Annotated in this window: 21 protein-coding genes; 14 read left to right on the top strand and 7 right to left on the bottom strand. The window is 66.1% G+C overall.

What is annotated here, in order from left to right:
* The first annotated feature begins 3 nt into the window (after window positions 1–3).
* Window positions 4–2,136, top strand: a complete 2,133-nt coding sequence (locus O5M90_RS16585; RefSeq protein ID WP_269839607.1) for a peptidase domain-containing ABC transporter — start codon at window positions 4–6, stop codon at window positions 2,134–2,136.
* Window positions 2,137–2,276: 140 nt separating this feature from the next.
* Window positions 2,277–2,489 (top strand): DUF2061 domain-containing protein, encoded by a 213-nt coding sequence (locus O5M90_RS16580; RefSeq protein ID WP_137945377.1) that lies wholly within the window; start codon window positions 2,277–2,279, stop codon window positions 2,487–2,489.
* Here the strand turns inward: O5M90_RS16580 and O5M90_RS16575 are convergent.
* Window positions 2,476–3,459: a Bug family tripartite tricarboxylate transporter substrate binding protein gene (locus tag O5M90_RS16575; protein ID WP_269839606.1), complete on the bottom strand. Its 984-nt coding sequence runs from the start codon at window positions 3,457–3,459 to the stop codon at window positions 2,476–2,478. The two genes, O5M90_RS16580 and O5M90_RS16575, sit on opposite strands and share 14 nt — an antisense overlap.
* A gap of 48 nt (window positions 3,460–3,507) precedes the next feature.
* Window positions 3,508–3,762 (bottom strand): YkgJ family cysteine cluster protein, encoded by a 255-nt coding sequence (locus O5M90_RS16570; protein ID WP_137945375.1) that lies wholly within the window; start codon window positions 3,760–3,762, stop codon window positions 3,508–3,510.
* A 114-nt stretch (window positions 3,763–3,876) separates the two neighbouring features.
* Here O5M90_RS16570 and mnmG point away from each other — a divergent pair, with 114 nt between their 5' ends.
* From mnmG to O5M90_RS16550, 4 genes are read left to right on the top strand one after another with little or no spacing between them, the layout of a single operon-like run.
* The gene (gene mnmG, locus O5M90_RS16565) at window positions 3,877–5,820 is read left to right on the top strand and encodes a tRNA uridine-5-carboxymethylaminomethyl(34) synthesis enzyme MnmG (RefSeq protein ID WP_269839605.1); all 1,944 of its coding nucleotides are present in this window, start codon (window positions 3,877–3,879) and stop codon (window positions 5,818–5,820) included.
* The gene (gene rsmG, locus O5M90_RS16560; protein ID WP_269839604.1) at window positions 5,810–6,457 is read left to right on the top strand and encodes a 16S rRNA (guanine(527)-N(7))-methyltransferase RsmG; all 648 of its coding nucleotides are present in this window, start codon (window positions 5,810–5,812) and stop codon (window positions 6,455–6,457) included. Before mnmG ends, rsmG begins: the two co-directional genes overlap by 11 nt.
* Window positions 6,458–6,517: 60 nt before the next feature.
* The gene (locus O5M90_RS16555) at window positions 6,518–7,288 is read left to right on the top strand and encodes a ParA family protein (RefSeq protein WP_137945373.1); all 771 of its coding nucleotides are present in this window, start codon (window positions 6,518–6,520) and stop codon (window positions 7,286–7,288) included.
* On the top strand, window positions 7,288–8,049 hold the full coding sequence (locus O5M90_RS16550; RefSeq protein ID WP_269839603.1) for a GNAT family N-acetyltransferase: 762 nt from the start codon (window positions 7,288–7,290) through the stop codon (window positions 8,047–8,049). The genes O5M90_RS16555 and O5M90_RS16550 overlap by 1 nt, the downstream gene beginning before the upstream one ends.
* A gap of 13 nt (window positions 8,050–8,062) precedes the next feature.
* Here the strand turns inward: O5M90_RS16550 and O5M90_RS16545 are convergent, their stop codons facing one another.
* Entirely contained in the window at window positions 8,063–8,497 is a 435-nt protein-coding gene (locus O5M90_RS16545; RefSeq protein ID WP_269839602.1) for a GNAT family N-acetyltransferase, read from the bottom strand.
* Complete coding sequence (gene argC / locus O5M90_RS16540; RefSeq protein ID WP_269839601.1) at window positions 8,497–9,438, bottom strand: N-acetyl-gamma-glutamyl-phosphate reductase; 942 nt, start codon at window positions 9,436–9,438, stop codon at window positions 8,497–8,499. The genes O5M90_RS16545 and argC overlap by 1 nt, the downstream gene beginning before the upstream one ends.
* A 45-nt stretch (window positions 9,439–9,483) precedes the next feature.
* Between argC and O5M90_RS16535 the strand changes: the two genes are divergently transcribed.
* The 5 genes from O5M90_RS16535 (at window position 9,484) to O5M90_RS16515 (ending at window position 16,171) form a co-directional block, all read left to right on the top strand.
* Window positions 9,484–10,026, top strand: coding sequence for an RBBP9/YdeN family alpha/beta hydrolase (locus O5M90_RS16535; RefSeq protein WP_440402184.1), 543 nt, complete (start codon window positions 9,484–9,486; stop codon window positions 10,024–10,026).
* A 16-nt stretch (window positions 10,027–10,042) separates the two neighbouring features.
* Complete coding sequence (locus O5M90_RS16530; protein ID WP_262972213.1) at window positions 10,043–10,960, top strand: ParB/RepB/Spo0J family partition protein; 918 nt, start codon at window positions 10,043–10,045, stop codon at window positions 10,958–10,960.
* 398 nt (window positions 10,961–11,358) lie between these two features.
* A complete protein-coding gene (locus O5M90_RS16525; protein WP_137945367.1) occupies window positions 11,359–13,281 on the top strand; it encodes a PrkA family serine protein kinase in 1,923 nt (640 codons plus the stop codon).
* A 14-nt stretch (window positions 13,282–13,295) separates the two neighbouring features.
* The gene (locus tag O5M90_RS16520; protein ID WP_137945366.1) at window positions 13,296–14,576 is read left to right on the top strand and encodes a YeaH/YhbH family protein; all 1,281 of its coding nucleotides are present in this window, start codon (window positions 13,296–13,298) and stop codon (window positions 14,574–14,576) included.
* Between the two features lie 86 nt (window positions 14,577–14,662).
* Window positions 14,663–16,171 carry a SpoVR family protein gene (locus O5M90_RS16515; protein WP_269840091.1) on the top strand — a complete coding sequence of 503 codons (1,509 nt, stop codon included), beginning with the start codon at window positions 14,663–14,665 and terminating at the stop codon, window positions 16,169–16,171.
* 13 nt (window positions 16,172–16,184) lie between these two features.
* Here O5M90_RS16515 and O5M90_RS16510 read toward each other — a convergent pair whose 3' ends face one another.
* Together O5M90_RS16510 and O5M90_RS16505 are read right to left on the bottom strand one after the other, a co-directional pair.
* Complete coding sequence (locus O5M90_RS16510) at window positions 16,185–17,606, bottom strand: FAD-binding oxidoreductase (RefSeq protein WP_269839598.1); 1,422 nt, start codon at window positions 17,604–17,606, stop codon at window positions 16,185–16,187.
* Window positions 17,607–17,689: 83 nt separating this feature from the next.
* A complete protein-coding gene (locus tag O5M90_RS16505; protein WP_269839597.1) occupies window positions 17,690–20,194 on the bottom strand; it encodes a penicillin acylase family protein in 2,505 nt (834 codons plus the stop codon).
* 141 nt (window positions 20,195–20,335) lie between these two features.
* On the opposite strand from O5M90_RS16505, the gene O5M90_RS16500 reads away from it, so the two are divergent.
* The 3 genes from O5M90_RS16500 to O5M90_RS16490 all read left to right on the top strand — a co-directional run bounded on the left by O5M90_RS16500 (window position 20,336) and on the right by O5M90_RS16490 (window position 22,807).
* On the top strand, window positions 20,336–21,838 hold the full coding sequence (locus O5M90_RS16500; RefSeq protein WP_262972216.1) for an OmpP1/FadL family transporter: 1,503 nt from the start codon (window positions 20,336–20,338) through the stop codon (window positions 21,836–21,838).
* 78 nt (window positions 21,839–21,916) lie between these two features.
* The gene (locus O5M90_RS16495) at window positions 21,917–22,159 is read left to right on the top strand and encodes a hypothetical protein (RefSeq protein ID WP_137945361.1); all 243 of its coding nucleotides are present in this window, start codon (window positions 21,917–21,919) and stop codon (window positions 22,157–22,159) included.
* Window positions 22,160–22,219: 60 nt separating this feature from the next.
* Entirely contained in the window at window positions 22,220–22,807 is a 588-nt protein-coding gene (locus tag O5M90_RS16490) for a cob(I)yrinic acid a,c-diamide adenosyltransferase (RefSeq protein ID WP_137945360.1), read from the top strand.
* Here O5M90_RS16490 and O5M90_RS16485 read toward each other — a convergent pair.
* Complete coding sequence (locus O5M90_RS16485) at window positions 22,795–23,772, bottom strand: helix-turn-helix transcriptional regulator (protein ID WP_262972218.1); 978 nt, start codon at window positions 23,770–23,772, stop codon at window positions 22,795–22,797. The two genes, O5M90_RS16490 and O5M90_RS16485, sit on opposite strands and share 13 nt — an antisense overlap.
* Window positions 23,773–23,784 lie beyond the last annotated feature (12 nt).

Below are 23,784 nucleotides of genomic sequence, written 5' to 3'. Positions count from 1 at the left end.
TTGTTGAACCGCTTGCACCTGGGCCTGGGCCGGCGCTCCAGGCTGCCGCTGATCCTGCAGACCGAGGGCGCCGAATGCGCACTGGCCTGCCTGGCGATGGTGGCCAGCTTCCATGGCCAGCGCTGCGATCTGGCCGAGCTGCGCGGGCGCTTCTCGCTGTCGCTGAAGGGCGCAACGATGGCCGACCTGGTCCGGATGGCCGACCAGCTGGGCCTGGCCAGCCGGGCCTTGCGCGCCGAACCCGAGCATCTGGCCCAGCTGCAGCTGCCCTGCATCCTGCACTGGGACTTCAAGCACTTCGTCGTGCTGGCCGAGGTGCGCGGCGACCGGGCGCTGCTGCACGACCCGGTGGCCGGCCAGCGCTGGATCACGCTGGCCGAGCTGTCGCGCCACTTCACCGGCGTGGTGCTGGAACTGCGGCCCGGCGCCGATTTCGCGCCCAAGCCGGCACCGCCCAAGATCCGCTGGCAGCAGCTGCTGGGCCGCATCACCGGGCTGAAGCGCTCGCTGGCCCAAATCCTGGCCTTGGCGCTGGCGCTGGAGCTGCTGGTGCTGCTGTCGCCCTTCTTCATGCAATGGGTGGTGGACGGGGTGCTGGTCAGCGCCGACCACGACCTGCTGGTGACCCTGGGCCTGGGCTTCGGTCTCTTGGTGCTGCTGCAGGTGGGCATCGGTGCGCTGCGCTCCTGGGCCGTGCTGCAGCTCTCGGCCAGCCTGAACCTGCAGTGGCTCAGCAATGTGTTCACCCATCTGCTGCGCCTGCCGCTGGCCTGGTTCGAGAAGCGCCATCTGGGCGACATCCTGTCGCGCTTCGGCAGCGTGCAGCAGATGCAGCAGACGCTGACCACCCACTTCATCGAGGCCCTGCTGGACGGGCTGATGGTGCTGATCACGCTGGTGATGATGTGGATCTACAGCCCGCGTCTGGCCCTGGTGGCGCTGGCCGCCGTGCTGGCCTACGGCCTGCTGCGCTGGGTCTATTTCCGGCCGCTGCGGCTAGCCTCGGAGGAGGCCCTGGTGCACGAGGCGCGCCAGACCAGCCACTTCCTGGAATCGCTGCGCGGGGCCCAGGCCGTCAAGCTCTTCAATGCCCAGGCCGACCGCAGCGCGCGCTTCGCCAATCTCGTCGTCGAGACCATGAACGCCCAGCTCGGCACGCACCGGCTGGAGCTGGGCATGGGCGTGGCCAACAAGCTGCTGTTCGGGCTGGAGCGCGTCATCATCATCTGGCTGGGCGCCCTGCTGGTGCTGGACCGGCAGCTGTCGGTGGGCATGCTGTTCGCATTCATGGCCTACAAGGAACAGTTCAGCCTGCGCATCAGCGCGCTGATCGACAAGGCGGTGAGCCTGAAGATGCTGGGCCTGCAGGGCGAGCGCCTGGCCGATATCGTGCTGACGGCGCCCGAGCCGAGCGAGGCCCCCGCCCTGCCCCGCCCGGTCGAGCAGGCGGCGGCGCTGGAGCTGCGCGAGGTGTCGTTCCGCTATGCCGACGGCGAGCCCGAGGTGATCTCCGGCTGCAGCCTGCGCATCGAGGCCGGCGAGTCGGTCGCCATCGTCGGCCCCTCGGGCTGCGGCAAGACCACCTTGCTGAAGCTGATGCTGGGCATCCATGCGCCGCAATCGGGCGAGATCCGGCTCGGCCAGCAGGCGCTGTCGCAGATCGGCCTGCAAGACTGGCGTGCGCGCATCGGCACGGTGATGCAGGACGACCAGCTGTTTGCCGGCAGCATCGCCGACAACATCTCCTTCTTCGACCCCGAGGCCGATGCCGCCTGGATCGAGCGCTGCGCGGTGCTGGCCTGCGTGCACGAGGACATCGTCGCGATGCCCATGGCCTACGAAAGCCTGATCGGCGATATGGGCTCCAGCCTGTCCGGCGGCCAGCGCCAGCGCGTGTTGCTGGCCCGCGCGCTGTACAAGAAACCGGCCTTCCTCTTCCTCGACGAGGCCACCAGCGCACTGGACGTGGAGCGCGAGCGCCAGGTCAATGCCTCGCTGCGCCAGCTGCCGCTGACCCGCATCGTGATCGCACACCGGCCGGAGACGATTGCGGCGGCGCAGCGCGTCATCACCTTGCAGCAGGGCCGGGTCGCGCAGGATTTGCGCAGCGTGCCGCCACCAGGCGCCCAGGCCTGATCGCGCCCCTAGACCTGTCGCTTCGCGCGAGGTCCCCCGAGGGGGGGCTATCGCCACGATGGCCAGATTCAACTGGCCGGCCCAGATGGGAATAATTAGCATTCTCCTATCTGATTTTCGATATCGATAGGAGTAACACCATGGCCAAAACCGCCAGCTTCGGCATCCTGCACCTGGGCACCGCCTTCGGCGTCACCTATGCGCTGACCGGCGATGTCGCGATCGCCGGTGCCGTGACCTTTGTCGAACCGATGGTCAACACCGTGATGCACTACTTCCACGACAAGCACTGGGACCGCATCGCCCAGCACCTGCCGCGTCTGACTCGGTTCTCCGGCCTCAATCGGGCTTGATCTTGGCGCGGGCGATCACGGCCTTCCAGCGCTGCTGCTCCTGGGCGATGAAGCTGGCGAACTGAGCGGGGGTGTTGCCCACCGGCTCGGCGGCATCGGTGGCCAGGCGTTCCCTGGCGCTGACCGAGCGGATCGCCTTGACGGCCTCGACCGCCAGCTTGTCGATATGGGCCTGCGCCATAGCGGCCGGCGCATTCAGCCCGTACCACTGCGTCATCTCGAAGCCGGGGAAGCCCTGCTCGGCCACGGTCGGCACATCGGGCAGCTGGGGCAGGCGCTCCTTGGAGCCGGTGGCGATGCAGCGCAGCTTGCCGGTCTTGATGAATTGCAGGATGGCCGGCGCACCGACGGCCGCCGCATCCAGCCGGCCGGCTAGCAGATCGGTCAGCTGCGGGCCGGTGCCGCGGTAAGGCACATGCAGGATGAAGAGATTGCCGGCCATCTTCAGGTATTCGAAAGCCAGGTGGCCGGCGCTGCCGTTGCCGGCCGAGCCGTAGTTGAGCTTGCCGGGCTTGCTGCGTGCCAGCGCGACGAATTCCTTGAGATCCTTGGCCGGCACATCCGGATGGACCACATAGAGGCTGGGCACCTTGGCCAGCAGGGTCACCGGCTTGAAATCCTTGTTGGTGTCGAAGGGCAGCTTGTCGTAGATGAAGGGGTTCACCGCCAAGGTGCCGATATGACCCAGGATCAGCGTGTGCTGGTCATCGGCGCGGGCCACCTCGCCCATCGCGATATTGCCGCCGCCGCCGGGCTTGTTCTCGACATAGACGGTCTGGCCCAGGGTCTTGCTGAGCTCGAAGGCGGTGGCGCGGGCGACGATCTCGCTGCTGCCCCCCGGTGCGAAGGGCACGACTAGGCGCACCGAGCGGCTCGGCCACGGGCCGGCCTGTGCGGCAGCCGGCAGGCCCACCAGGCCGGCGGCACCGGCCAGGCCGGATTGAAGAATAAGGCGGCGATCTACGGGCATGGGCTTGTCTCCATCGTTGTTGTGGAGCCAGTCTAGGCCTGCCGCCTGTCAAGGCGCTGTCTCGCGCTCCATCCAACCGAGCCAGCGCATGGCCTGTTCGCGCGTTTCGCCACACATCATCTCGCTGGGCTGCAGCGAGCCACAGACGGCCGGGCGCTCGGGCCGGCCAAAGATCTTGCAAGCGTCCTGCTCGTCGAGCTGGATGCAGCGCACACCGGCCGGCTTGCCCTGCGGCATCCCGGGTATGGGCGAGCTGATCGACGGCGCGATACAGCAGGCGGCGCAATGGTCTCGGCACTTCATCGCGATATTGTCGCGGCCCTTGCAGCCCCCAGCCGTGACTTATCCACAGCCCCCCGGTAAAATTCAGGGTTTGCCCGCGCCGGCATTTTCGGCGCCTGATCGAGGCACTCCCCCATGCTCTACCCCAAGGAATTCGACGTCATCGTGGTCGGCGGCGGCCATGCCGGCACCGAGGCAGCGCTGGCCGCCGCCCGCATGGGCGTCAAGACCCTGCTGCTGACCCACAATATCGAGACCCTGGGCCAGATGAGCTGCAACCCCTCGATCGGCGGCATCGGCAAGGGCCATTTGGTCAAGGAGGTCGACGCGCTGGGCGGTGCGATGGCTGCGGCCACCGATGAGGGGGGCATCCAGTTCCGCATCCTCAACGGCTCCAAGGGCCCGGCCGTGCGCGCCACCCGCGCCCAGGCCGACCGCGTGCTCTACAAGGCGGCGATCCGCCGCCGGCTGGAGAACCAGCCGAATCTGTGGCTGTTCCAGCAGGCGGTCGATGACCTGATGGTTGAGGGCGACCGTGTGGTCGGCGCCGTGACCCAGATCGGCCTGCAGTTCCGCGCTCGCGCCGTCGTGCTGACGGCCGGCACCTTTCTGGACGGCCGCATCCATGTGGGTCTGCAGAACTACAGCGCCGGCCGGGCCGGTGATCCGCCGGCGGTCTCGCTGTCGGGCCGGCTCAAGGAGCTGAAGCTGCCACAGGGCCGCTTGAAGACCGGCACGCCGCCGCGCATCGACGGCCGCAGCATCGACTTCTCGAAATGCGAGGAACAGCCGGGCGACCTGGATCCGGTGCCGGTGTTCAGCTTCATGGGCTCGGCCGATCAGCATCCGCAGCAGGTGCCCTGCTGGATCACCCACACCTCGGCCCGCACCCACGAGATCATCCGCTCCGGCTTCGAGCGCAGCCCGATGTTCACCGGCGTGATCGAAGGCGTCGGCCCGCGTTACTGCCCCTCGATCGAGGACAAGGTCAATCGCTTCGCCGACAAGGACAGCCACCAGATCTTCCTGGAACCCGAAGGCCTGACCACGCACGAGTTCTACCCGAACGGCATCTCGACCTCCCTGCCCTTCGACATCCAACTGGCCGCGGTGCAATCGATCCCCGGCCTGGAGAACGCCCACATCCTGCGGCCCGGCTATGCGATCGAATACGACTACTTCGACCCGCGCGAGCTGAAGAGCAGCTTCGAGACCCGCGCGATCCAGGGCCTGTTCTTCGCCGGCCAGATCAATGGCACGACCGGCTATGAGGAGGCGGCGGCCCAGGGCTTGTTCGCCGGGCTGAACGCCGCGCTGCAGGTCAAGGACCAGGGCCCCTGGTTGCCCGGCCGCGAGCAGGCTTATCTGGGCGTGCTGGTCGACGACCTGATCACCAAGGGCGTGACCGAGCCCTACCGCATGTTCACCAGCCGCGCCGAGTTCCGGCTGCAGCTGCGTGAGGACAACGCCGATATGCGACTGACCGAGGCCGGCCGTGAGCTGGGTCTGGTCGATGATGCTCGCTGGGAGGCCTTCAATCGCAAGCGTGATGCTGTTTCACGTGAAACAGAGAAACTGAAGTCGACCTGGGTCCACCCCAGCATTCTGCCGGCAGCCGACGCCGAGCGCCTGGTCGGTAAGGCCCTCGAGCGTGAGTACAACTTCATCGACCTGCTGCGTAGGCCTGGCGTGGTGTTTGACACGCTGGTCGAAGTCGCTTCGATCGCGCGACCCGAAGCCAGTGTTTCACGTGAAACGCTGACGACAGAGTTGGGTGCAACGATGGCCGATGCCGTCATCGAGCAGATCGAAACGAGCGTCAAGTACGCCGGCTACATCAACAAGCAGGTCGAGGACGTTGCCCGCGCGGCCCACTTCGAGAACCTGAAGCTGCCGGCGGAACTGGACTACGGCCAGGTCCAGGCCCTCTCCTTCGAGGTGCGCCAGAAGCTCAGCAAGCACCAGCCCGAGACCCTGGGCCAGGCCTCGCGCATCTCCGGCGTGACACCGGCGGCGATCTCGCTGCTGCTGGTCCATCTGAAAAAGGGTCGATTCAAGGGATTCGTTGATGCCGCATGACATGAAGCCGGCGCTGGCCGGTGCTGCCGCCGAACTGGGCCTGGCGCTCACCGAGACGCAACTCGATCAGCTGCTGGACTATCTGGCGCTGATACAGAAGTGGAACAAGGTCTACAACCTGACTGCGGTGCGCGAACCCCAGGCCATGCTGACCCAGCATCTGGTGGACAGCCTCAGCCTCATCCCGGCGCTGCGGCGCCATGCCAAAGGCCAAGCGCTGCGCATGATGGATGTGGGCAGCGGCGGCGGCCTGCCTGGTGTGGTGGTGGCGATCTGCGACCCTTCCATCGACGTCACCTGCGTCGATGCCGTCGCCAAGAAGGCCACTTTCATCAAGCAGGTCGCGGCTGAGATCGGCCTGCCGAATCTGCATGGCGAGCATTCGCGTGTCGAGGCGCTGGACACCGCGCCCTTCGATCTGATCACCTCGCGCGCCTTTGCCTCGTTGCTGGACTTCACGACGCTGACCCGTCAGCACCTCAAGTCCGATGCCATCTGGTTGGCGATGAAGGGCCAACACCCCGCCGAGGAGCTGGCCACCCTGCCCTCCGATCTGGATGTGTTTCACGTGGAACAACTGCAGGTGCCCGGGCTCGATGCCAAGCGCTGTCTCATCTGGATCAAGCCCAGGGCCTGATCTGGGCTTTTGCCCCGCCCATCCGGGCTACCATCGCTGCCTGCTGAGAAAAACTAGACCATGGCCAAAATCTTCTGCATTGCCAATCAAAAAGGGGGGGTCGGCAAGACCACCACGACGGTCAACCTCGCGGCCGGTCTGGCCCAGGTCGGCCAGCGGGTGCTGGTCGTCGATCTGGACCCACAGGGCAATGCCACGATGGGCTCGGGCATCGACAAGCGCGCACTGGAGCTGAGCGTCTATGACGTTTTGCTGGAGTCGGCCAGCATCGCCGAGGCCAAGCAGCGCAATGACAAGGTCGGCTATGACGTGTTGGGTGCCAATCGAGAGCTGGCCGGCGCCGAGGTCGAACTGGTCGAGCTGGAACGCCGCGAGCGCCGCCTCAAGGGTGCGCTGGCCGCCGCCAAGGACGACTACGACTTCGTGCTGATCGACTGCCCGCCCTCGCTGTCGATGCTGACGCTGAACGGCCTGTGCTCGGCCCATGGCGTGGTCGTGCCGATGCAGTGCGAGTACTTCGCGCTGGAGGGCTTGTCCGACCTGGTCAACACGATCAAGCAGGTCCATGCCAATCTGAACCCGGACCTGCAGATCATCGGCCTGCTGCGGGTGATGTTCGACCCGCGCATCACCCTGCAGCAGCAGGTCAGCGAGCAGCTGAAGAGCCATTTCGGCGACAAGGTCTTTGACAGCGTGATCCCCCGCAATGTGCGCCTGGCCGAAGCGCCCAGCTACGGTCTGCCGGGCGTGGTGTTCGACCCGGCCTCCAAGGGCGCGCAGGCCTTTGTCGAGTTCGCCCGGGAGATGGTGCGCCGCGTGGGGGCGATGTGATGGGGCTCGAAGCACTGGCGCGTCGCGCCGAAGAGGCCGGCCTCAATGCCAGCGCCCCGCCCCAGCAAGCCCAGGTCGACGGTTGGCTGATCCGCCTGTCGCCGGGCAAGGCCAAGCGCTCGCGCTGCGTCAATGCCTTGAGCGCCGGCAGCACCGCGCTGGAGCACTTGCTGGACCGGTGCCGGCAGGCCTTCGATGCGGCCCAGCTGCCGCTGATCGTGCGCATCACCCCCTTCAGCCAGCCGGCCGATCTGGACGCTCAGCTGGCAGCCAAGGGCTGGTTCGAATTTGATCCGGCCGATGTGATGGTGCGCCCGCAGCTCGATGAGCTGCCGACCGTCCATCAGCGGCTGCAAGCCGTCGATGCACCGCGCTACGCGCAGATTGTTGGCGAGCTGCGCGGCTCCAGTGCCGGCGCGATCGCTGCCCATGCCGAGCGCATGCAGGCCGCTGCTGTGCCTTATCAGGGCTTTGTGCTGCAGGGCGGCGCGGGGCAGTTGCTGGCCTGCGGGCAATTCGTCCGCGAGGGCGATATCGTCGGCCTCTACGACATCTTCACGCCGCCCGAGCAGCGCGGCCAGGGGCATGCCCAGCAGCTGTGCAGCGCCTTGCTGCAGGCCGCCAAGGCCCAGGGCGCAACGCAGGCCTATCTGCAGGTCGGCAGCGACAACGAGGTCGCCAAGCGCCTGTACACGCGCCTGGGATTTCGCTTCGCCTACCGCTACCACTACCGCAGCGACAACCCGGCCGCCGTGGACTGAGTACGAGCGCGGCTCAGTCGCGCGGCTTCCAGACCTTCAGCAAGGTGTGGCGCGTGAAACCGGGCACAAAGTCGTGGACATGGGCGATGCAGGCATAGCCGAGGTGCTCGTAGATCTCGGCCACCTCGTCCAGCAGAGTCTCGATCAAGGCATCGACGCAGCCGCGACGCAAGGCCTGAGCCTCCAGCTGGCGCAGGCAGTCGCCACCCAGCCCCTGGCCGCGATCAGCATCGCGGACCCACAGATAGCTGACATAGAGGCGCTGGAACTCGGTACGGCCCCAGGCGCCAGCTATCGGCTCCTCGCCTTCGTACAGCGCACAGGCAATATCGGCCGCATCGCTGCCCTGGGCCTGCTGGCGACCATGGCTGATCACGCCGTCACGGATCGCCTCCAGCGCCGATTGCGGCACGGCGTCATCGCGACGCCACTGCCGCGCTGCGCTCATCAGAGGCCCAGGCCTTCGTCCAGGCCCAGATGCACATTCATCGCCTGCACGGCGGCGCCGCTGGCGCCCTTGCCCAGGTTGTCCAGGCGGGCCATCACCAGCACCTGCGTGTCGGAGCCGAACACAAACAGGTCGACCCGGTTCGTGTCATTGCAGGCCTGCACATCGAAGAAGCCTGCTTCCAGGGTCGCCGCATCGCGCAGCGGCATCACGCGGATGAAGCGCTCGCCTTCGTAATGGGCCGCCAGCGCCTGCTGGATGTCCTCTGCCTTCGCGCCGGCGCGCAGCTGGCTCAGATGCAGGGGCACGGTCACGGCCAGGCCCTTGTAGAACTTGCCGACGATGGGCATGAAGACCGGCGCGGTCTTCAGCCCCGTATGCGCCATCATCTCGGGCAGATGCTTGTGGGCCAGGCCCAGCGCATAGGGGCGCGGCGAATCCAGCTTGGCGTCGCCGCCGGCCTCGTACTGCGCAATCATCGATTTGCCGCCACCCGAATAGCCGGTGATCGAGGTCGCCGACACCAGGGCGTCGGCCGGCAGCAGGCCGGCATCGACCAGCGGACGCAACGCCAGGATGAAGGCGCTGGCATGGCAGCCAGGATTGGCGATGCGCTTGGCGGCGCGGATCTTGGCGCGCTGCTCGCGGGCCAGCTCGGGCAGACCGAAGGCCCAGCCGGGCACGGTGCGATGCGCGGTGCTGGCGTCGATCAGGCAGGTGTTGGGGTTGCTGATCATCGCGGCCGCCTCGCGCGAAGCCACATCGGGCAGGCACAGGAAGGCGACGTCGGCCGCGTTCAGCAGGCGGGCGCGCTCGGCCGGGTCCTTGCGCTTGTCTGCATCGATGCGAAGCACCTCGATGTCTCGACGTGCGGCCAGATACTCATGAATGCGCAGGCCGGTCGTGCCCTCTTGACCATCGACAAACACCGCGTACGTCATGACATCTCCAGCACAATGAGCAACAAAGGAAGCGAAGCATAAAGCATGACGATGTCTGACGAACGCGTGTTGTTGTTGCCCGGTTGGCTGAACTCCGACCACTATCACTGGCAAAGCCGCTGGGAGCGGCAGTTCGGCTACCAGCGCGTCGAGCAGGCCGACTGGCAATGGCCGCGGCGTGGCGACTGGATGGCCCGGCTGGACGAGGTGCTGCTGGCCGATCCGCGCCCCGCCCTGCTGGTCGCGCACTCGCTGGGCTGCCAGCTCGTCGCGGCCTGGGCCGAACACTCGCAGCACACGGCTCGGGTCACCGGCGCTCTGCTGGTGGCGCCTCCCGATACCGAGGCCGAGCACATGCCGCCGCAGCTGCACAACTGGCGGCCCATCCGCCGCCCGCGCCTGCCCTTCAAGGCCATCGCCGTGGTCAGCAGCGACGACCCCTACTGCGATCCGGCACGCGCCAGCCAGATGGCGGCCGACTGGGGTGCCGAGCTGGTGCTGGCCGGTGCGCTGGGCCACCTGAACAGCGAGTCCGGCCTGGGCGACTGGCCCGAGGGTCAGGCCTTGCTGGCCTCTCTGAGGTCATAAGCGACAATCCGCCCCTATGGTCACGAAAAAACCCAAAGGCCTCGGCATGGGCCTGGAGGCCCTGCTGGGCCCCAAAGTCAGCGAGAACGCTGGCGCCGCAGCCCGCGACGGCGAACCCAGCAGCCTGCGCCTGGAGCTGATGCAGGCCGGCAAATACCAGCCGCGCACCCGCATGGACGAGGGCTCGCTGTACGAGCTGGCCGAGAGCATCAAGGGCCAGGGCATCATGCAGCCCATCCTCGTGCGCCCCATCAGCGCCGAGGCCTCCAAGGACGGCGAGGCCCGCTACGAGATCATCGCCGGCGAACGGCGCTTCCGCGCCGCCAAGCTGGCGGGGTTGCGCGAGGTGCCGGTGCTGGTCAAGACCGTGCCCGACGAGGCCGCGGCCGCGATGGCCCTGATCGAGAACATCCAGCGCGAGGACCTGAACCCGCTGGAAGAAGCGCAAGGCCTGAAGCGCCTGACCGAGGAGTTCGGCCTGACCCACGAGCAGGCCGCCCAAGCGGTGGGCCGCTCGCGCAGCGCCGCCAGCAATCTGTTGCGCCTGCTGCAGCTGGCCGAGCCGGTGCAGAACATGCTGATGGCCGGTGATCTCGACATGGGCCATGCCCGTGCGCTGCTGCCGCTGGATGGCGCCCACCAGATCACCACGGCCACCGAGATCGCCGCCAAGAAGCTCAGCGTGCGCGAAGCCGAGAAGCTGGTCGCGCGCCATCAGGGCGCGGGTCGCCAGTCGCCCTTGCTGCGCGTCAAGAACGACAAGAGCCGCGACCTGCTGCGCCTGGAGGAAGAGCTGTCGGATTTGTTGACGGCCCAGGTCGAGGTGCGCGTCAAGAAGCGCACCAAGCGCGGCGAGCAGGGCGAGGTGTCGATCCAGTTCGGCTCGCTGGACGAACTCAACGGGCTGATCGACCGGCTGCGCGGCCCGCAGTAAGTCCGCAGGTAAAGCCGCGCAAAGCCGTGACTCGTTCACGGCTTTTTTGATGGCCGCGGACAAAGCTGGCACGCCCTATGCATATTGATATTCGCAGCCCTTCCACCGCTTTCGGGGGGTCGGCACAGGGGGTCAGGTCTTGCCTTGCACGAAAAATCACAGAAGGGCGTAGCATGGTGTCAACGCAGGGAGCATTCGACGTGTTGAAGGACTAAGACAGGGCTTATCCTGCATTCAAGGCCTCGGCCTTGAACGAAGCTAGAGTTGAAGAGATCACGCTGAACCTCGGAAAGCTCTGATGACGCCTCGGCCCAGATTTAGGGGCGCCATCAGAACTTCCCAGACGACGCCGGGTAGCCCATGACCCGCGCCGTCTCACCCCGACACAGGAGGTCAGCATGGACGTGATCAGCAGCTTCGCCGCTCGCTACGAACGCACAAGGGTTGAAGAGATCTCTCTCGAAGAGTATCTGGCCGAGTGCAAACGCAATCCCCTCGCCTACGCCACCGCAGCCGAACGCATGCTGCAGGCCATCGGCGAGCCGCAGATGGTGGACACCCGCAACGACACGCGGCTGTCGCGCATCTTTGCGAACAAGACCATCAAGATCTATCCCGCCTTCGCCGAGTTCTACGGCATGGAGGACGCGATCGAGCAGGTGGTCAGCTACTTCCGCCACGCCGCGCAGGGGCTGGAGGAGAAGAAGCAGATCCTCTACCTGCTGGGCCCGGTCGGCGGCGGCAAGAGCTCGATCGCCGAACGCCTCAAGTACCTGATGGAACAGGTGCCCTTCTACGCGCTGGCCGGCTCACCGGTCAACGAGTCGCCGCTTGGCCTGTTCAATGCGGCCGAGGACGGCCCGCTGCTGGAGAAGGAATACGGCATCCCGCTGCGCTACCTGAACCGCGTGATGAGCCCCTGGGCCGTCAAGCGGCTTGAGGAGTTTGGCGGCGACATCCGCCGCTTCAAGGTGGTCAAGCGCTATCCCAGCGTGCTCAAGCAGGTCGGCGTGGCCAAGACCGAGCCGGGCGACGAGAACAACCAGGACATCAGCTCGCTGGTCGGCAAGGTCGACATCCGCAAGCTCGAGACCTATGCGCAGGACGATCCCGATGCCTACAGCTATTCCGGCGGCCTGTGCCTGGCCAACCAGGGCCTGCTGGAGTTCGTCGAGATGTTCAAGGCGCCGATCAAGGTGCTGCACCCGCTGCTGACCGCGACCCAGGAGGGCAACTTCAAGGGCACCGAGGGCTTTGGCGCGATTCCCTTCGACGGCATCGTGCTGGCCCACAGCAATGAGAGCGAGTGGAAGACCTTCCGCAACAACAAGAACAACGAGGCCTTCCTCGACCGCATCTACATCGTCAAGGTGCCCTACTGCCTGCGCGTCAGCGAAGAGGTCAAGATCTACGAGAAGCTGATCCGCGGCTCCTCGCTGGCCGAGGCCAAGTGCGCGCCCGGCACCTTGAAGATGATGAGCCAGTTTGCGATCCTGACGCGGCTGAAGGAGCCGGAAAACTCCTCGCTGTATTCGAAGATGCAGGTCTACGACGGTGACAACCTGAAGGACACCGACCCGCGCGCCAAGAGCTATCAGGAGTATCGCGACTACGCCGGCGTCGACGAAGGCATGAGTGGCGTCTCGACCCGCTTCGCCTACAAGATCATCTCCAAGGTCTTCAACTTCGACAGCGCCGAGGTGGCGGCCAATCCGGTGCACCTGATGTATGTGCTGGAGCAGCAGATCGAGCGCGAGCAGTTCCCGGCCGAGACCGAGCAGAAGTACGTCGGCTTCATCAAGGAGCTGCTAGCGCCGCGTTATGCCGAGTTCATCGGCAAGGAGATCCAGACCGCCTATCTGGAAAGCTATAGCGAGTATGGCCAGAACATCTTCGACCGCTACGTCACCTATGCCGACTACTGGATCCAGGACCAGGAGTACCGCGATACCGACACCGGCGAGGTGTTTGATCGCTCGGCGCTGAACGGCGAGCTGGAGAAGATCGAGAAGCCGGCCGGTATCAGCAATCCCAAGGATTTCCGCAACGAGATCGTCAACTTCGTGCTGCGCGCGCGCGCCAACAATGCCGGCAAGAACCCGGCCTGGACCAGCTACGAGAAGCTGCGCACTGTGATCGAGAAGAAGATGTTCTCGAACACCGAGGAGCTGCTGCCGGTGATCAGCTTCAATGCCAAGGCCAGCGCCGACGAGGCCAAGAAACATGAGAACTTCGTCCAGCGCATGGTGGACAAGGGCTACACGGCCAAGCAGGTGCGTTTGCTGTGCGAGTGGTATCTCAGAGTCCGCAAGAGCTCATGATCTGAGGAGCCCCGATGCTTCAACAAATCATCGATCGCAGGCTGTCAGGGAAAAACAAGTCGATAGGCAACCGCGAGCGCTTTCTGCGCCGCCACAAGGAGCAGATCCGCGAGGCGGTGAAGCGGGCCGTCGACGGCCGCGGCATACGCGATATGGAGCGAGGCGAAGAGGTGCGCATCCCGAAGAAGGACCTCAGCGAGCCGGTGTTCGGCCATGGCGAGGGCGGCGTGCGCGAGGTGGTGCGGCCCGGCAATACCGAGCACGTGCGTGGTGACCGCATCGCCAAACCGCCCGGTGGCGGCGGTGGCCAGGGCGGCGGCAAGGCCAGCGACTCGGGCGAGGGCGAGGACGACTTCGTCTTCCACCTCAGCCGTGAGGAGTTCATGCAGGTCTTTTTCGACGACCTGGCCCTGCCCAACCTCGAACGCACCCAGCTGGCCGACACGCCGGAATACAAAAGCCACCGTGCCGGCTACGTCTCGGACGGCACACCGACCAATCTGCATGTGGTGCGCTCAATGCGCGGCGCCTTGGGCCGGCGCATCGCGCTGGGCACCAGCAAGCGCCGCGAGCTGCACGAGCTGGAGGAACGCCTGGACCTGCTGCACCGCGAGGATGCGCGCAAGCCCGACGTCCAGGCCGCGCTGCAGGAGACCGAGGCCCGCATCCTGTTCCTGCGCCAGCGCATCAAGGCCATTCCCTTTCTCGACCCGATCGATCTGCGCTTTCGCAACCGCGTGCGGGTGCCGGTGCCGACCAGCCGGGCCGTGATGTTCTGCCTGATGGATGTCAGCGGCTCGATGGACGAGAGCCGCAAGGACCTGGCCAAGCGCTTCTTCATCCTGCTCTATCTGTTCCTAACCCGACACTACGAGAAGATCGAGGTGGTCTTCATCCGCCACCACACCCAGGCCCAGGAGGTCGACGAGCAGAACTTCTTCCACGCCACCGAGACCGGCGGCACCGTGGTCTCCAGCGCCCTGGTGCTGATGGAAGAGATCATCCGCGAGCGCTATCCGCGCAGCGAATGGAATATCTACGGCGCCCAGGCCAGCGACGGCGACAACTGGCACCATGACAGTGGCCGTTGCCGCGAGCTGCTGGCCGACAAGATCCTGCCGCTGTGCCGCTACTTCGCCTATGTGCAGGTGGCCGAGGCCGAGCAGAACCTCTGGGAGGAGTACGCCAAGCTCAGCGACGAGGTCGGTCACTTCGCGATGCGCAAGGCCGTCGAGGCCTCGCAGATCTACCCGGTCTTCCGCGAGCTGTTCAAGAAGGAAGGGGCCAGCAAATGAGCGTGATCGAGAACCGCCGCAATATCGGCATCGCCCCCGACAAGCATGAGTACGGCGGGCGCCGCCACCGCGAGCCACTGCGGCAGATGCTGCCGCTGAAGCAGCGCCCCGCAGCACCCCTGCCTTCGCCCAGCGACTGGACCTTCGGCCTGATCGAGGACTATCACGATGTCATCCGGGCTACGGCCGAGCGCTACGGCCTAGACACCTATCCCAATCAGCTGGAGGTCATCAGCTCCGAGCAAATGATGGACGCCTATGCCTCGGTCGGCATGCCGGTCAACTACCGGCACTGGAGCTATGGCAAGGAGTTCATCGCCACCGAGCGCAACTACTCGCGCGGCCAGATGGGTCTGGCCTACGAGATCGTCATCAACTCCGACCCCTGCATCGCCTATCTGATGGAGGAGAACACCCTGGCCATGCAGGCCCTGGTGATCGCGCATGCCTGCTACGGCCACAACAGCTTCTTCAAGGGCAATTACCTGTTTCGCATGTGGACCGATGCCTCGTCCATCATCGACTATCTGGTCTACGCGAAGAACTTCGTCGCCGAATGCGAGGAGCGCCATGGCCTGGACGCCGTCGAACAGACGCTGGACTCCTGCCATGCGCTGATGAACCACGGCGTCGACCGCTACCGCCGCCCCGCCAAACTCTCGCTGGCCCAGGAGCGCGCCCGTCTGCACGACCGCGAAGCCTATGCCCAGCAGCAGATCAACGACCTCTGGCGTACCTTGCCGCGCCGGGCCGACAAGGCCGAGGAAGAGAAGGAGGCACGGCGCTTTCCCGAGGAACCGCAGGAGAACCTGCTGTACTTCATCGAGAAGAATGCACCGCTGCTGGAACCCTGGCAGCGGGAAATCGTTCGCATCGTGCGCAAGATCGCGCAGTACTTCTACCCGCAGCGCCAGACCCAGGTGATGAACGAGGGCTGGGCCACCTTCTGGCACCACCGGTTGCTGAACCAGATGTATGACGATGGCTATCTCAGCGACGGCATGATGATCGAGTGGCTCAAGTCCCACACCAATGTCGTGGCCCAGCAACCCATGGCCAATCTGAACCCCTATGCGCTGGGCTTCGCGATGTACACCGACATCAAGCGCATCTGCGAGAAGCCCACCGACGAGGACCGCCGCTGGTTCCCCGATCTGGCCGGCGCCGACTGGCTGCCGACGCTGGACCATGCGATGCGCAACTTCAAGGACGAGAGCTTCATCGGCCAGTACCTGAGCCCGCATCTGATGCGCGAGTTCCGGCTGTTCTCCATCGTCGATGATGCCGCGCAGCGCGAGTACGAGATCTCGGCCATCCACGACGAGGCCGGCTACCAGCATGTGCGCGAGGCCTTGTCGCGCCAATACGACCTCAGCACCCGCGAGCCCAATATCCAGGTCTGGAACGTCAATCTGCGCGGCGACCGCTCACTGACCCTGCGTCATACCCAACATCAGAACCGGCCCCTGCATGAGAGTGCGCAGGAGGTGCTCAAGCATGTGGCGCGGCTGTGGGGCTTCGGCGTCCATATGGAGAGCGCCAACGACAAGGGCGACATCACCAAGCGCTGGAGCGTGCCCGCCCCCGAGCATTGAGCTCGCCGCAGGGTCAGAGCGCGAAGATCTTGCCCGGATTCATGATGTTGCGGGGATCCAGCGCCTTTTTCAGCTGACGCATCACGTCCACGGCGCCCTCGCCCGCCTCCTCGACCAGAAAGCCCTGCTTGTGCAGGCCGATGCCGTGCTCGCCGGTGCAGGTGCCCTCCAGGCGCAGCGCGCGCTGCACCATCTGGGCGCTGAGACGCTCGGCGGTCTCGCGCTCGGACGGGATCGCGGGGTCGATCAGATAGCCGAGATGGAAGTTGCCGTCGCCGACATGGCCGACGATGAAGTACGGCAGGCCGGCCTCCTCAACCTCGCGCACCGACTCGTTGATGCTCTCAGCCAGACGCGAGATCGGCACGCAGGTGTCGGTCGTGACACAGCGGCAGCCGGGCTTGGTCTGCAGCGCCGACAGATAGGCGTGGTGGCGCGCGGTCCAGAGCTTGCTGCGGGCCTCGGGCGTGGTCGCCCATTCAAAGTCCTCGCCGCCGAACTCGCGGGCGATCTCCTGCACCGTCTCGGCCTGCTCGGCCACGCCGGCCTTTGAGCCATGGAACTCCATCAGCAGCATCGGTGCCTCGCGCAGGCCCAGCTTGTCGTGCAGATTGACGGCCCGCACCGAATGCCCGTCCAGCAGCTCGCAGCGCGCGATCGGCACACCCATCTGGATGATCTGCATCGTGGTCTGCACCGCCGCATCAATGCTGGGGAAGAAGCAGATCGCCGCCGACAGCGCCTCGGGCAGCGGGTAGATGCGCAGGCTGACTTCGGTGATCACGCCCAGCGTGCCCTCGCTGCCGACGAACAGGCGCGTCAGGTCATAGCCGGCGCTGCTCTTGCGGGCGCGCGAGCCGGTGCGGATGATCTCGCCCTGCGGCGTCACCACCGTCAGCCCCAGGACGTTCTCGCGCATCGTGCCGTAGCGCACCGCGTTCGTGCCGCTGGCCCGCGTTGCGGCCATGCCGCCCAGCGAGGCATCGGCGCCGGGGTCGATCGGGAAGAACAGGCCGCTGTGGCGGATCTCGTTGTTCAGCTGGTTGCGGCTGACGCCGGCCTGCACCGTCACGGTCAGATCCTCGGCATTGACCCGCAGGATCTCATTCATGCGCGAGACATCCAGGCTGACGCCGCCCTGCACCGCCAGCAGATGGCCCTCCAGCGAGGAGCCGGCGCCATAGGGGATCACCGGCACATGGTGCTCATGCGCCAAGGCCAGCACCCAGGCCACCTCCTCGGTGCTCTGCGCAAACACCACGCAGTCGGGCGGCGCCACATCGAAGGGTGACTCATCGCGGCCATGCTGCTCGCGCACCGCCAGCGCAGTGGCGCAGCGCTCGGCAAAGCGGGTCTTCAGCGCCTCCAGCATTGCGGCCGGCAGGGGCCGGCGCTCGGCGGCGAGAAGATGGGCGGGAGGGGAAGAAGCATTCATCGCGGGCGCTCCGGGTGTCCGAAGCGCCCATTCTGCGCGTTTGCGACGGCGGTCTGAGCGCGATGCGCCCAGACCTTGGCGCATCACTCGCTGATGCTCATGCTCTTGTAGGCCGGGTCGGCCTTGATCTCGGCCTCGCTGAAGGGCAGCTTGGCCCACTTGGCCCCCTTCAGGAAGATGTCCGAGTAGAGCTTGGTCTGGTCCGAGAAGTGCGGCGACAGCAGATGGCTGGACTGCGAGTAGGTCAGCACCCCCTCGGCCACCGGGCCGTTGGCATCGAAGGTGACGAACTGCATATAGCTGTTGCCATAGACCGGATCACCATAGAGGCCCGAGGCGCCCAGATTGCCGCGCACATTGTTGAAGGTGTAGCGACCCCCGGGGAACGGGATCGGCGCACTGTCACGGATGATCACCTGCTTGCGCGCATTGACCTCCTCCAGCGCGAACTTGTTGGTCGCGAACCATTGCACCGTGTCAGCCAGCAAGGTGACGGCCTTGGTGTTGGCGGTGTTGAAGCCGCGCGGCGTCATCACCGGGTCGGCCGCGCTGAAGGGCACGCGCCAGTAGCTGGCCTCCTCCAGCTCGCCGGCCAGCTCATAGAGCTTGCGGAACAGCAAGGCGCCCGGATCGGTCAGGCCCTCGGTCTTCTTCCAGATGGCCAGCACGCCGCAGGCCTTGGTGATGTCGGTGTCGACGCCGTTCGTGCCCTTGACGACGATGGGCTGCGGCTTGCCGGCGCAAGTGGCGGCCAGGAACTCGTCCAGCCACATCTCGGCGCGGAAGAAGCGGCTCTTGGCATAGACCTGCTGCAGATTGGCGAGGGTGAAGCGGTTGCCGCCCAGGCCATCGGCATTGCTGAGCCGGTCCTTGACCTGGACGATGCCCATGCGGGTGCGCTCGCCCTGGGGCATGCCTTCGGCATCAGGCCCGGTGGCGATGATCTTCGGGAAGGCCGTCAGCCGCACCTGTTCATTGGGCAGCCAGTGGCTGTCGTTGGCATTGACGATGTAGTCGTCGCGCAGCACATAGGGCCGCTGGGTGGCCGGGATCGCGCCCGTCCACTGGCAGCTGCTCTTGCTGCCGTCCATCAGCACCAGGCCGCGCGTGGCCAGCAGGAACTGACCGGTGGGGCTGTTGACGCAGTCCCCCAGCTGGGCATCGCTGACATTGGCCGCCACCGAGTAGTTGGCGTAGAGGGTCTTGCCGTTCTTGTCGGCCGCCATGGTGTTGACCCAGGGCAGCGCGTTGTGCGTGGCCAGGTTCTGGCGCAGGCTCTCGGCGCTGGTGGACATGCTGTTCAGCAGCGCCTGGTCGATCAGCTTGTAGTTCGTGTAATTGGCATCGCGGATCACAAAGGCCGCCGCACCGCTCCAGTTGAAGGTGGCGCCATCGCTGAGCAGCGGGCCGAAGTCGGTGCCGTACAGCGTGCGCTGATGCGTCTTCAGGCTGCCATCGGGCTGCAGGGCCTCGACCGTCAGCGCGGTCTTGCTCATTGCCTTGTAGCTACCGTCGACCTGGTAGCGGGTCGGGTCGGCCGGGTCCAGCTTCAGCTGGAACAGCGTGAAGCGGTTGTCGGTGGAGAAGGTGTGGGTCCAGGCCACGTCCTTGTTGAAACCGATCAGCGGCACCGGCGCCCCCAGCAGGGTGGAGCCGAAGACATCGAGCTTGCCGGGAATGGTCAGGTGCAGCTTGTGCAGACGCAGCGCGCCCCACCAGGGGAAGTGCGGGTTGCCCAGCACCATGCCTGCGCCGCTCTGCGTCACGTCCTTGCCCAGGCCGTAGCCATTCGAGCCGACCGCGTGCTCGAACAGCGGGTTGGTGGCCTGCACCAGCGGGCTGTTCAGCACCGCCAGCTGGCTGCGCTGCGTCTTCAGCGCCTTGGCGCTCAAGGCCGGGGCCGCCGCCACCTTGACGACCGGCGGCTGGGCACTGCCGATGGCCTCGATGAACTGGATCGAGCTGCCGGCCATCGCCGCCTGGCTGAAGCGCCAGTAGGCCTCGTCCTCGGTCATCGGCTTGACCCAGGCCGCACCCTTGCACTCGACCGGCAGGCCGTTGACGCCCTTGTCGCGCAGATAGCGGTTGTAGCCGGCCACAAAGCCGCTGACCAGATCGCGCGTGTCGGCGCCGGCGGCGGACCGCATCGCCTGCGCCAGGGCCGGGGTCAGGTGCAGCTTGTAGAAGAAGTCGGAGGCCAGATTGGGCGTGGCGGTACCGAACTGGCCCAGATAGTTGATCGGCACGCCCTTGGCATCGAAGTCGCCGAAGTAGCGCGAACGCTCGCCGCGCATCGTCACCAGCTCCTGGGCGAACAGGCAGACATGGTCCTCGGCAAAAGCGTAGCCGTAGCCATAGCCGGCGCCCTTGAAGTTGTCGGCCTTGATATGGGGCACGCCGTAGCTGGTGTAGCGGATCTCGGCGGCGAAGCCGGGCGCGGCCGGCGGTGGCGGCGCGGTCGGATCGGCATCGCCGGAGCCGCCACAGGCGCTCAGCAGCGCGGCCAGGGCCAGCAGGCTGCAGGCGCCGGCGACGGGGGTCAGGCCTTGCCTGCGCGCGGCAGTCGGCGTTTTTGTCTGTCTTGTCATCGGGTGTCTCCTTAGTGTTTTATCGCGACAACGGCCTGTGCGAGCCGTAACGCAGAGCGGGCTTCCGTATACGTCAGGCAGGCTATCATCAAATGCAAAAGGCCAGCTACCCGGCCTACCCTCAAAACATACGGAGACCGCATGCGATTCGCCCCCACTCCCCTGTTGCTCGGTCTGCTGTCCGCACTGAGCGCTTCCTCCGTGATGGCCTCGGGCTATCACTTCGGCTCGCAGTCGGCCTCGGCTCAGGGCACGGCCAATGCCAACGCCGCCGAAGCCGGCGACGCCACGGTTGTGTTCTACAACCCGGCCGGCATGACCCGCCTGGACGGCACCCGCGCCAGCGGCGTGCTCAATGTCGTCGTGCCCGAGGGCAAATTCAAGGACCAGGGCAGCGTCACCTCGCTGGGCCTGCCCATCAGCGGCAGCAACGGCGGCAAGTTCGTCGAGGCCACGGCCGTGCCCCATGGCTACTTCACCCACAAGTATTCGGACCGTCTCAGCCTGGGCCTGGGCATCTTCGTGCCCTTCGGCTCCAAGAGCGAGTATTCGACCGACTGGACCGGCCGCTACAACAGCATCGGCACCGAGCTGAAGACCCTGGCCTTCAACCCCTCGATCGCTTTCAAGCTCAATGAGAAGCTGAGCCTGGGTGCCGGCCTGACGGCCCAGCACATCGAGGGCAAGCTGTCCAAGGCCGCCGACTTCGGCTCGGGCGCGATGAATCTGGTGATCGAGCAGCAGGTGGCCGCGAATGCGGCGCCGGGCGTGCCGCTGGACGTGGTGCGCGCCGCGGTGATCAACCAGCTGGGCGGGCTGATCAAGCAGGTCTCCGGCAATCCGACCTATTCAGGCCGGGTCGATGTCGAGGGCAAGGACTGGGGCTTCGGCTTCAATCTGGGCCTGATGTATCACTATGACGAGAGTACGCGTTTCGGCATCGCCTATCGCTCGCGCATCAAGCACCAGCTCAAGGGCGAATCGCAATGGCAAGTGCAGACCCCCGCCGGCAATCTGGGTGCGCTGCTGAACGCTGCCCTGCCCGGCGCCGGCACCCAGGTGCAGCAGCGCCTGGTCGGCCTCTATACCGACAGCGATGCGCGCCTGAAGGTGAACACGCCGGAATCGCTGTCCTTCTCCTTCTACAAGGAGCAGGACAAGAAGTTCGCGGTGATGGGTGATGTGACGCTGACCAAGCATTCGCGCTTCCAGGAGCTGCGCATCGACTTCGCCAACAACCTGCCCGACTCGACCACGCCGCAGCGCTGGGAAGACACGGTGCGTGCCTCGCTGGGCGTCAACTACAAATGGAGCGATGCGCTGGCCCTGCGCGCTGGCGTGGCCTTCGACCAGTCGCCGGTGACCGCCGCGCGCCGCACCCCGTCGATCCCAGACAACGATCGCACCTGGCTGTCCGGGGGCTTCAACTGGAAGCTCGACAACAAGCGCTCGGTGGACTTCGCGATGAGCTATATCCATGTGGCCGACAGCCAGATCGATATGTTCGACAACGGCGGCCAGCGCAATGCGGTCGGCTCGGCCGTCTGCAACACGGCCGGCAATACCTCCAGCTGCGCCACGCTGCGCGGCCGCTATCAGCTGAGCTCGGTCCTGTTCGGCCTGCAGTACAACCATCAGTTCTGAACCCGGGTCGGCGCCGGCTTGCCCCCAAGGCCGGCCGGTGCCACCATAGAGGCCTGTTCCTGATGAAGGAGATCGGCCATGTCGGATCCCGCCAGCCTGCTCTTGTTGCTCGTCCTGCTGCTGGCCGTGATCGGCGCGCTGCGCTTCGATCTGATGGGCCTGATCTGGCGCGAGTGGCTCAAGCTCGGCAACAAGGGCAGCGCCCTGCCGCCGGCCGACTCCGCCCACGGCCCCTATCAGGGCCGGTCCGGCCACCTGCCGCATCGCAGCCCGGCCGCCGCCCACAAACCTGACTTCCACCGCAGCGGCCGGCGCGGCTGACCCCAGGGCCGAACTCGGGCAAGATGCGGGTCTTCCCAAGACCCGCAGACATCAAGCCCCATGGCCAACCGACTCTCTCAAATCGCAACCCGCACCGGCGACGACGGCACCACCGGCCTGGGTGATGGCAGCCGCGTGCCCAAGGACCATCTGCGTGTGCAGGCCATGGGCGATGTCGACGAGCTGAATTCGCAGATCGGCGTGCTGCTGGCCGAGCCGCTGCCCGGCGATGTTCGCGAGCTGCTGATCACGATTCAGCATGAGCTCTTCAATCTCGGCGGCGAGCTCTGCATGCCCGGCTACGAGCTCTTGAAGATGGATGCCGTGCTGCGCCTGGACGAGGCGCTGGCCCACTACAACGCCGCCCTGCCCCGGCTGAAGGAGTTCATCCTGCCGGCCGGCACGCGCAGCGCCGCGATCGCCCATGTCTGCCGCACCGTGGCCCGCCGCGCCGAGCGTGCCGTCGTCACGCTGGCCGCGCAGGAGAGCATCAATGCCGCCCCGCGCCAGTACCTGAACCGCCTGTCCGATCTGCTCTTCGTGCTGGCCCGCGTGCTGAACCGTGCCAACCTCGACGGGCTGGGCGGCGACGATGTCTACTGGCACAGCGAGCGTCTGAAGCGCCAGGACGCCGATCAATCCAGCTGAGCCGCCGCCTCCCTGAGCCGCTTCGCATAGGCCTGGCGCAGCGCCGGCGGCGCCAGCACCTCGACCTGGCCGGCGTGGCGCAGCAGATCCATCAGCAGCTCGGTGGCATCCACATACGGCACCTCCAGCTGCCAGCGCCCGTCCGCCAGCCACTCGCTTTGCTGGCTGGCGTGCCACTCCTCGCGTGAGACCCAGGCCGCCGCCTCGGCGCTGAACACCAGCCTCGCCTGCTGGGTCTGGCCACCGGCGAAAATGCCGTAGCCCTGGTCCAGCTCGCTCTCCAGCGCCTTCAGCGCCACCGGCTTGGCCTTCTCGTCCAGCAGCTCGGCAGCCTCCATCGCGTCCAGCGCAAAGCGGCGCAGGCCCTCGCTCTGATGACACCAGGCATCCAGATACCAGGTGTTGCGGTAATGCACCAGGCGCTGCGGCGACACCACCCGCGAGCCCACCGTGCCGCCGCCCTTGCCGCGCTTGCGATAGCTGATGCGCAGCTTCTGGCGCTGCACCACCGCGCTGCCCACCGTCTCGAAATACTCGCTGGCCACGCGCCGGCGTGCGGTGCTGATCAGCTTGACGCGCCGTGTCATCTCCTTGGCCTCGGCCGCATCGGTGCCCAGCATGCCGGTCAGCTTGTCGAACATCGGCTGCAGATGCCGGCTCAGGATGCCGTTCTCGTCCAGCCCGGACAGCAGCTGGTGCATGGTCAGCAGCGCATGCAGCTCCTTCTCGTTGAACCAGACCCCCGGCAGCTCATGCTGCTGGCCGCGCCATTGCTGGCCGAAACGGTAGCCATTGGCCAGCGCGTCGTACTCGATCGGCGCATCCATGCGCTCACGCAGATACTGCAGATCGCGTTTCAAGGTCGCCGGCGACACCTCCAGCGCCTCCAGCAAAGTCGCAAAACTGACACATTCACGGCCGCGTATCAGCAGCTCGATCTTGTAGAAGCGCTCGGTCCTGTCCATGCGATCGCCATC

Source organism: Paucibacter sp. M5-1 (genome assembly GCF_027498415.2).
Lineage (GTDB): Bacteria > Pseudomonadota > Gammaproteobacteria > Burkholderiales > Burkholderiaceae_C > Roseateles_E.
The sequence above is the reverse complement of the archived record's forward strand: the minus strand, read 5'-3'. Positions and strand labels throughout refer to the sequence as shown.

Bases quoted from the DNA above. Each gene is read 5' to 3' on its own strand.
- O5M90_RS16580 (WP_137945377.1), top strand. From the start codon at position 2,277: ATGGCCAAAACCGCCAGCTTCGGCATCCTGCACCTGGGCACCGCCTTC.
- O5M90_RS16575 (WP_269839606.1), bottom strand. From the start codon at position 3,459: ATGCCCGTAGATCGCCGCCTTATTCTTCAATCCGGCCTGGCCGGTGCC.
- O5M90_RS16570 (WP_137945375.1), bottom strand. From the start codon at position 3,762: ATGAAGTGCCGAGACCATTGCGCCGCCTGCTGTATCGCGCCGTCGATC.
- mnmG (WP_269839605.1), top strand. From the start codon at position 3,877: ATGCTCTACCCCAAGGAATTCGACGTCATCGTGGTCGGCGGCGGCCAT.
- rsmG (WP_269839604.1), top strand. From the start codon at position 5,810: ATGCCGCATGACATGAAGCCGGCGCTGGCCGGTGCTGCCGCCGAACTG.
- O5M90_RS16555 (WP_137945373.1), top strand. From the start codon at position 6,518: ATGGCCAAAATCTTCTGCATTGCCAATCAAAAAGGGGGGGTCGGCAAG.
- O5M90_RS16550 (WP_269839603.1), top strand. From the start codon at position 7,288: ATGGGGCTCGAAGCACTGGCGCGTCGCGCCGAAGAGGCCGGCCTCAAT.
- O5M90_RS16545 (WP_269839602.1), bottom strand. From the start codon at position 8,497: ATGAGCGCAGCGCGGCAGTGGCGTCGCGATGACGCCGTGCCGCAATCG.
- argC (WP_269839601.1), bottom strand. From the start codon at position 9,438: ATGACGTACGCGGTGTTTGTCGATGGTCAAGAGGGCACGACCGGCCTG.
- O5M90_RS16535 (WP_440402184.1), top strand. From the start codon at position 9,484: ATGACGATGTCTGACGAACGCGTGTTGTTGTTGCCCGGTTGGCTGAAC.
- O5M90_RS16530 (WP_262972213.1), top strand. From the start codon at position 10,043: ATGGTCACGAAAAAACCCAAAGGCCTCGGCATGGGCCTGGAGGCCCTG.
- O5M90_RS16525 (WP_137945367.1), top strand. From the start codon at position 11,359: ATGGACGTGATCAGCAGCTTCGCCGCTCGCTACGAACGCACAAGGGTT.
- O5M90_RS16520 (WP_137945366.1), top strand. From the start codon at position 13,296: ATGCTTCAACAAATCATCGATCGCAGGCTGTCAGGGAAAAACAAGTCG.
- O5M90_RS16515 (WP_269840091.1), top strand. From the start codon at position 14,663: ATGCTGCCGCTGAAGCAGCGCCCCGCAGCACCCCTGCCTTCGCCCAGC.
- O5M90_RS16510 (WP_269839598.1), bottom strand. From the start codon at position 17,606: ATGAATGCTTCTTCCCCTCCCGCCCATCTTCTCGCCGCCGAGCGCCGG.
- O5M90_RS16505 (WP_269839597.1), bottom strand. From the start codon at position 20,194: ATGACAAGACAGACAAAAACGCCGACTGCCGCGCGCAGGCAAGGCCTG.
- O5M90_RS16500 (WP_262972216.1), top strand. From the start codon at position 20,336: ATGCGATTCGCCCCCACTCCCCTGTTGCTCGGTCTGCTGTCCGCACTG.
- O5M90_RS16495 (WP_137945361.1), top strand. From the start codon at position 21,917: ATGTCGGATCCCGCCAGCCTGCTCTTGTTGCTCGTCCTGCTGCTGGCC.
- O5M90_RS16490 (WP_137945360.1), top strand. From the start codon at position 22,220: ATGGCCAACCGACTCTCTCAAATCGCAACCCGCACCGGCGACGACGGC.
- O5M90_RS16485 (WP_262972218.1), bottom strand. From the start codon at position 23,772: ATGGACAGGACCGAGCGCTTCTACAAGATCGAGCTGCTGATACGCGGC.